Consider the following 7792-nt stretch of genomic DNA (forward strand, 5'->3'; position numbering starts at 1 on the left):
TTATGGTGCCTGACACCACATTACTTCCTACTATCGAAGCATGACCCCGGTTAGGAAGGTTAGGAATACATGTGTTCCTAGTTTGACGGTGGGTTGAGCATAGGTATCTTTTAGTGGATCAAGGCAGACGATGTCCATGGCTTTTACCTTTGGATGCTTAGCTGCAACTAGTACTCCCTCGAGCAGTTCCGCTGTTGTCATGCCGCCCGGTGTCGAGGCTGGTACTCCGGGAGCATAGGCGATATCAAGGACATCCATGTCGACTGTTAAATAAATGGTATCAACCTTTGCAGCCAACTCTTCTAAACATGCCGCAACCGTCTCCTCAATCCCCTTTTTCCTAGTTTCCCGCAGCGTGAAATAATTGACCCCTTGTTCATCGGCATACTTCTTTAAGTCTTTTGTGTTAAAGAATCCATGCAAGCCAATGTTGTACATATTCCTGCCTTCGACCACACCACTTTCAATCAGATTTCGCATCGGTGTCCCATTAGACGGGCCATTATCGGACATGTCTCGTAAATCAAAGTGGGTATCAAACTGGAGAATCCCAATTTTCTCCTCTGGTTTTGCTTGCTGCAAACCTTTGACCATCATCGCTGTTATCGAATGATCTCCGCCAATTGCACAAACTTTGGAAGCACGAAAATGCTGATGGAGAGCAGCAGACGCAGCAATGATATTGTCATGGCAGCGACGAATATCGGTAACATGCATGGGTACATCACCGGCATCCAGCGCTGTCATTTCCGACAAATCGATATCCTCGTCTAGATTATAGGTAGTAAAACCCTTCAATGCTCGTCGGAATGCCTCAGGAAATTCAGAGGCACCTGAAGAGCTAATCGATGAGCGAGACAGTGGAACACCAACAATGACAAAATCGGCGTCCTTGCTTTTTTCAGGGTCAGAGGCAGGTGTCAGCGGCTGAATCCACTCATGTACCTTCACAACCTCTGCCCCATCATCCGGTCTTACCCATGTAAAACTTGGAGGATTCAGTTTAGGATAGAGAAAACTCTTCAACTACCTGACCTCCCCGGACAACTACCCTGCCATTTTTCACAACAGTATCAGTATGATTCACCCCATACGAGTATTGCAGTTTCATATAATTCCCGACGTTAAAAATCGTAACGTCCCCTTTTTTGCCAACCTCTAAACTGCCAATTTCATGCCCGCGATTAATCGCATGTGCAGCATTTATCGTCGTTGCCGTAATGACCTCTGCAGGAGTCATCCCCATTTTTAGACAGCCTAGATTCATAATGAATGGCAGCGATATGGTTGGTGATGAGCCAGGATTACAATCTGTCGACAGGGCTACCGGTACACCTAAATCGACCATTTTACGGCCATTTGCCGATTCCGCCATTAAAAAGTAAGCCGTTCCTGGGAGCAGGACACCGACTACTCCTTTTTCAGCCATAGCTTTCATACCTTTTTCAGACGCCTTTAATAAATGATCCGCCGAAATGGCGCCCACCTCGGCAGCAAGCTCCGCTCCTTCATATGGCTCTATTTCATCCGCATGGATCTTTGGAATCAAGCCATAGCGTCGACCTGCTTCAAGAATCTGCTTCGATTGCTCCGGTGTAAACACACCATGTTCACAAAAGACGTCATTGAATTCGGCCAGTCCAAGCTCTGCCACCTTTGGAATCATTTCATCAATCAACAAGCGAACAAACTCATCTGGATTTTGTTTGTACTCATTTGGGACAGCGTGAGCACCCATAAATGTTGATACCACATCGATGACGTGCTTCTCATTGAGCCGTTTCGCTACCTCAAGTTGTTTCAATTCAGTTTCCCATTCCATCCCATAGCCGCTTTTCGCTTCGACGGTTGTAACTCCATGACGCAAGAATTGATTTAAACGTTCATAGCTTTCTTGAAAAAGCTCTTCATGTGTTGCAGACTGTGTCCGTCTAGTCGTTGCATAAATACCGCCGCCGCTATTCATGATTTCCATATAGGTAGCACCCTGAAGGCGCATATTAAACTCATTTTCTCTGCTTCCTGCAAAAACAAGATGGGTATGCGGATCAACAAGTCCTGGTGTTACCAGCTTCCCGCTCGCGTCCACTACCTCTGCTTCACTCAAACGCTCGGCATATGCCCGGACAAGTTCCTCATCGGTCCCTACTGCTTGAATCAATCCTTCTTCAATCCAAACACTACCATTCTCAATAATACCAAGCTCAGACATCGCGCCCTTTACAAGGGGAGCAACAGAACTCCCCTGTAATGTCACGAGCTGAGAAGCATTTCGGATAAAAATTGGTGCACTCATCACTCTACCATCCTCTCAGTCTTAGTCTTGTTGCAGCATTGGCATTTTGATGCCTTTTTCTTTTGCTGTTTTAATCGCAATCTCATATCCTGCATCGGCATGACGGACCACACCCATGCCAGGGTCCGTTGTTAATACACGTTCTAATCGTACTTCTGCATCCTTCGTCCCATCAGCTACAATAACCATTCCCGAATGCTGAGAATACCCCATGCCAACGCCGCCGCCATGGTGTAATGATACCCAGCTCGCACCGCCTACAGCATTAATCATCGCATTTAAAATCGGCCAGTCAGAAACAGCATCGCTTCCATCTCTCATCGCTTCGGTTTCACGGTTTGGTGAAGCAACAGAGCCTGCATCTAAATGGTCCCGGCCAATGACGATTGGAGCGGAAACTTCACCAGAGGCGACCATATCATTGATAATCCTTCCAAAGCGGGCTCGATCTCCGTATCCTAGCCAGCAAATCCGAGCTGGAAGTCCTTGGAAGCTGATTTTTTCCTGCGCCATTTTCACCCATTTGCAGAGATGCTCATCATCCTTGAATTCTCGAAGTAAGGCTTCATCGATTTTGCGAATATCTTCCGGATCACCAGAAAGTGCCGCCCAGCGGAATGGACCTTTTCCTTCGCAGAATAATGGCCGGATATACGCTGGAACGAAGCCAGGGAAATCAAAGGCATTTTCCACACCCTCATCCTTTGCGACCTGGCGAATGTTATTACCGTAATCAAAGGTCACCGCACCTTTATCTTGCATTTGAAGCATCGCCTTCACATGCAGCGCCATGCTTTGCTTTGAAAGGTTCACATAGTTTGCTGAGTCTGCTTTCCTCAATGCCGCAGCTTCTTCTAAGGAAAACCCAATTGGTACATATCCATTTAACGGATCATGGGCTGACGTTTGGTCTGTTAATACATCTGGATTAAAGCCTTTTTCAATCATCAATGGCAAGATTTCTGCAGCATTGCCTAGTAATCCAATGGATAAGGCCTTGCCTGCGATTTTTGCCTCCTGCGCTAATTTCAATGCTTCATCTAAATCCTTACTTTTTACATCAAGATAAGCCGTTTCGATTCGACGGTCAATTCTTGTCTCATCCACATCGATCGCCAAGCATACCCCATCGTTCATCGTTACTGCCAATGGCTGGGCGCCACCCATTCCGCCAAGGCCGGCAGTCAGTGTAATCGTGTGTTTTAATGTACCGCCGTAAGCTTGGCGAGCAAGTTCAGCAAACGTTTCATAGGTTCCTTGCACAATTCCTTGGCTGCCAATATAGATCCAGCTGCCAGCAGTCATTTGCCCGTACATCATTAAGCCCTTTTTATCTAACTCATGGAAATGCTCCCAATTTGCCCAAGCTGGTACTAGATTGGAGTTGGCTAAAAGCACGCGCGGGGCATCCTTATGCGATTTCCAAACAGCCACAGGTTTACCAGATTGAATCAATAAGGTTTCATCATTCTCCAATTCTAGCAATGTTTTCACAATTGCATCATACGACTCCCAGTTCCGAGCAGCCTTGCCAATCCCGCCGTAAACGACTAGATCCTCTGGTCTTTCGGCAACTTCTTGATCCAGGTTATTCATCAACATACGCAGGGCAGCCTCTTGAATCCAGCCTTTCGCATGTAATTGTGTCCCTTTATAATTTTTTATCACTCTTGATTTCGCCGTGTTCGTTTCCATCCATTCCACTCCCTTTTCATTNNATAAAAATAAAATCTTCTGAAAAATACGAATGGAACATTAGAAAAGATATAAAATGAATAGGTATTAAATAAGAATGTTTAGGTTGTCCGAGGTATTAATAGTATTATTTTTAGAAAAAAGCTATTTTTTTTAGAATACAAAAAAAGCTCAGTGTTTAGACTGAGCCTTTCATATCCACTTTCGTCATTCGATATTTTCTAGGTGAAACCCCTGTTACTTCCTTAAACATTCGGCTAAAATAATTAGAGTTTTGATAGCCAATCTCCGTTGAAATTTCTTTAATTGGCTTATTGGTTTCAATAAGTAACCGTTTCGCTTCCTTCATTCTTATCGATGTGAGTAATTCCGTAAAGCTAGAGCCTGTTTTCGACATCAGCAAATGGCTGAAATAAGATGAATTTCGGTCCACATAATGCGCCACATCCTCAAGCCTGAGATGACGATTGGAAAAATTAGCTTCGATATAAGTGAGCCCTCGTTCAATTGGATCCTGTTTGGAAATTCTCACACTGTTTTGTGCGCCGATAAAAAGTTTTTGAATATATAAAATCAGATTTTGAACAGTTCGGTATAAAACTTTATCATACAAAATCGAATTGAAAATATAGCGGTATTCCTGTTCATAGGTTTCATTTTCATCTAAGTAATAGGTCTTCATATATCTTCTTACCTGGGCGAGGATACTCGTCAGTCTGATTCTGACCAACCCTGGGTCAGGATAAGGATCGTTCAATTGCAAAAATTCATCATACAGCCACATCTTTATTTTTTCTAAATCAATGTTTGTCAGCATGTCAACCCAGGTTCGTTGTTCAGGGGGAGCTAAGAAAGGATCCATATGTACCCAATCAGGCGAGTACCCAAATTCAACGACTTGACGGTACCCTTTATAATAGGTCAACTCCAGCATTTTCCTGGTTTGGAGGTATTTTTGATTCAGTGTAATCGATGATGAATGTCCTTTATGCACCACGACTGCAAGCGGCTCGGAAAATTCCTCCTCCCACTTTCTCAAGGCTTTTTGACAGTGTTCTGTGAGTTGCTGACCCGTTTCTTTAAACAAAACCACGACCATATCATCCAATGCGAAAATACCGTGGGCATCCTTAAACGGATATTCTGCTAAGAAAGAATGCAAAGTACTGATGACGCGGCTATTCTCTGTTTGAAAAGCAGCTAGATGGTAATTTTCTGCTGCCACAGCTTGAGAGATCAACAATGCCTCATAGGAAATATCTTTGTAGGCAGGAGTGTGACGAGTACCTATTGCCTGGCTTTTGGCCTTCTGTTTTCGTAAAGCTTTTTGGAACGCTGTTTTCACTTTGGTTGCGGAAAAAGGTTTTATCATTAAATCTAACGCTTGCATATCGATGGCAAGGCGTGCTTTTTCGAAGGTTCCTTCAGCGGACGTTAATAGTAAAATCGGATCATAGATTTGCATCAGATCACGGAAGGTTGACCAATCTTCCTTTGAAATCATATCAAGCTCTAGTAAGACAACATCTGGTTTCTCCTGTTCAAACCCAACAACAAATTCCTGATAAGTCGCAGCTAGCAATATTTTGGTAACGGGGATGGAGGATGTTTTCAATAACCATTTTAATCCCTCACGTTCGTTTAAATCACGATCGGCAATCAGCCACTTTCCTTCCATCGTCGTACCTCTCTTTCTATCGATGCTCATAGTAAAAGTATACATGGTTCACCATTCCACGAAAACCACTTTTATTTTCTGTGTATAGCCATTTTTATCTATATAGTATGTTTGATATCGATGCCCTAATGTCGATACTAAAAGGTAATGGAAATTAGAAAAGGAGGAATAAATTCTGTTATCGACAACGTTGACATTTTCAAAACAAGTGGACGCATCCCTGCTTCACTCACCTTTTATCAAAAAAAAGCACGATTCTCATTACCAGTTGATTATTGCCCATACTGATTCTGTCATTAGTGATATCTTCATCAATGACAATGAATTGACGTTACAGTATTCAAGTGAGCTGTTGTTGGCGGATTATATGCTGATTCATAAGTTAATCATGCAAATCCAAGACGGAAATCCTGCCGTAATTAATGACTCGAATAGTTTTTTAGGATATTTAGCAAATGGAGAGCCAGCCTATATCATCAAAAACTGGGGACCTTGGCTTGAGTACCTAAACAGTTCCAAGAAAAATTGTCAGGACGCATCGAGGTGATGACATGTTAACTGGGAAGATTATTTCTGTTATTTCCGGAAAAGGCGGCGTTGGTAAATCCACTGTGTCGGCGGGCGAAGTGTCCATGAGGTAATCCGAATCGTCAGCAATACAAAACAAAGAATCGTTGCCCATAGATACCCGTATAGTGCCATATCAAAATAGCCGAGCTGCTCTGATCCGAAATAGATAGATATAAACAATACTACTAAAACAATGAAAACATTTCGGGCCGATTTCTTTGAAAATAGAAGTGATTCTTCTTCATATGGATAAAAGTTCACGTTTTTCTACTCCTTTAGACTTTATCTGGCGAGTATTTCAGGTTCGCTCCAACGACGCTGTAAACTTACCATTATGTTAAAAGGTAGTATCTCCATTAATCCCCAATCTATTAGAAAAAAAAGGGAGAACAAAAAGTTCTCCCTTTTACATGTTTATAGGTTTTATATGGTTACCGGTCCTGTAGATTCCTAATAGATCGATTTGAAAAAATAACTCCGAAGACCAGGCCAATTAACATCGCCATTAAATGAGTAGCTGCTGTTGATAAAGACAAAAAATGGATACTCATTCCGTAGCTTTTATTGACTAGACTTAATAGAATTTTTTCAAAAATCGGTTGGTAAATGACGAGATACGGTACAATTACCATAGGAACTGCCCGCCACATGTGACCTACTATGTATTTTGTTAATAGTGTATAAATGATTACCAACAACAAAGCAAATCCGTACACAAACCAATTTAGATATTGGAGAATAGGGCCAGGCTGATCCAAAACAGCCAAAATATTGAGATATACAATCCATAAAAAAGCAAAAATAATAGATAGAACCTGTGTTTTCAACAAAAATTTCATAAAACTACCAGCCTCAAATCAATAATTTATTCCTTAACCTTAACCCAAATCCGAAATCATATCCACTTTAGTGTATTTTTGGTTTTATTTATGGTGTCAGGCACTACAAAAAGTCAAACAAAAAAGGACAAAAATGGTCGAGTGACTGTTTTTGTCCTTTTTATTTGCCATTTTAGCCTACGTTTAAGCCGAAGTCTGTTGCGATACGCGCTAGGCCGCCTTGGTACCCTGAACCAACGGCAGAGAATTTCCATTCGCCATTGTGGCGGTATAATTCGCCTACAATGATCGCCGTTTCTATCGAGAAATCTTCACCTAAATCATAGCGAATGATTTCTTGATTGGTTTCCTCATTAACAATTCGGCAGAAGGCGTTTGACACCTGTCCAAAATTTTGTCCACGAGCTTCCGCTTCGTGAATGGTTATAACAAACGATATTTTCTCAATTTGAGCAGGGACAGTGCTAAGATTGACTTTTACTTGCTCATCATCCCCATCACCTTCTCCAGTGCGGTTATCACCAGTATGTACGACAGAACCATTTCCGCCTTCAAGTTGATTGTAGAAAACAAAATCCTTTTCAGATGTAACTTTTCCATTAGCACCTAATAAAAAGATACTGGCATCCAAATCAAAATCGTGGCCGCCATCATAACGATTTGTATCCCAGCCAAGTCCAACAACGACCTTCGATAAACCAGGATTTGTTTTTG

Annotated in this window: 8 protein-coding genes; 1 reads left to right on the top strand and 7 read right to left on the bottom strand. The window is 42.3% G+C overall.

Going from position 1 to position 7792, the window contains the following annotated elements; genetic code table 11:
- Positions 1 to 30: 30 nt before the first annotated feature.
- The 4 genes from V7137_RS12830 to V7137_RS12845 form a co-directional block, all read right to left on the bottom strand.
- Positions 31 to 1026 carry an agmatinase family protein gene (locus V7137_RS12830; RefSeq protein ID WP_335698448.1) on the bottom strand — a complete coding sequence of 332 codons (996 nt, stop codon included), beginning with the start codon at positions 1024 to 1026 and terminating at the stop codon, positions 31 to 33.
- Entirely contained in the window at positions 1004 to 2296 is a 1293-nt protein-coding gene (gene hutI, locus V7137_RS12835; protein ID WP_335698449.1) for an imidazolonepropionase, read from the bottom strand. The genes V7137_RS12830 and hutI overlap by 23 nt, the downstream gene beginning before the upstream one ends.
- A 21-nt stretch (positions 2297 to 2317) precedes the next feature.
- Complete coding sequence (hutU, locus tag V7137_RS12840) at positions 2318 to 3991, bottom strand: urocanate hydratase (RefSeq protein ID WP_335698450.1); 1674 nt, start codon at positions 3989 to 3991, stop codon at positions 2318 to 2320.
- Positions 3992 to 4169: 178 nt separating this feature from the next.
- Positions 4170 to 5669: a helix-turn-helix domain-containing protein gene (locus tag V7137_RS12845; protein ID WP_335698451.1), complete on the bottom strand. Its 1500-nt coding sequence runs from the start codon at positions 5667 to 5669 to the stop codon at positions 4170 to 4172.
- Between the two features lie 190 nt (positions 5670 to 5859).
- Here V7137_RS12845 and V7137_RS12850 point away from each other — a divergent pair, with 190 nt between their 5' ends.
- On the top strand, positions 5860 to 6216 hold the full coding sequence (locus V7137_RS12850; protein WP_335698452.1) for a hypothetical protein: 357 nt from the start codon (positions 5860 to 5862) through the stop codon (positions 6214 to 6216).
- A 29-nt stretch (positions 6217 to 6245) separates the two neighbouring features.
- On the opposite strand, the gene V7137_RS12855 is transcribed toward V7137_RS12850, so the two are convergent.
- The 3 genes from V7137_RS12855 to V7137_RS12865 form a co-directional block, all read right to left on the bottom strand.
- The gene (locus tag V7137_RS12855) at positions 6246 to 6500 is read right to left on the bottom strand and encodes a hypothetical protein (protein WP_335698453.1); all 255 of its coding nucleotides are present in this window, start codon (positions 6498 to 6500) and stop codon (positions 6246 to 6248) included.
- 170 nt (positions 6501 to 6670) lie between these two features.
- On the bottom strand, positions 6671 to 7078 hold the full coding sequence (locus V7137_RS12860; protein WP_335698454.1) for a hypothetical protein: 408 nt from the start codon (positions 7076 to 7078) through the stop codon (positions 6671 to 6673).
- A gap of 172 nt (positions 7079 to 7250) precedes the next feature.
- Positions 7251 to 7792 (bottom strand): TerD family protein (locus V7137_RS12865; RefSeq protein WP_335698455.1); only part of this gene is annotated, 542 nt, incomplete at its 5' end.

The organism is Neobacillus drentensis (genome assembly GCF_036962765.1).
In the GTDB taxonomy this organism is placed as follows: domain Bacteria; phylum Bacillota; class Bacilli; order Bacillales; family Cytobacillaceae; genus Neobacillus; species Neobacillus drentensis_C.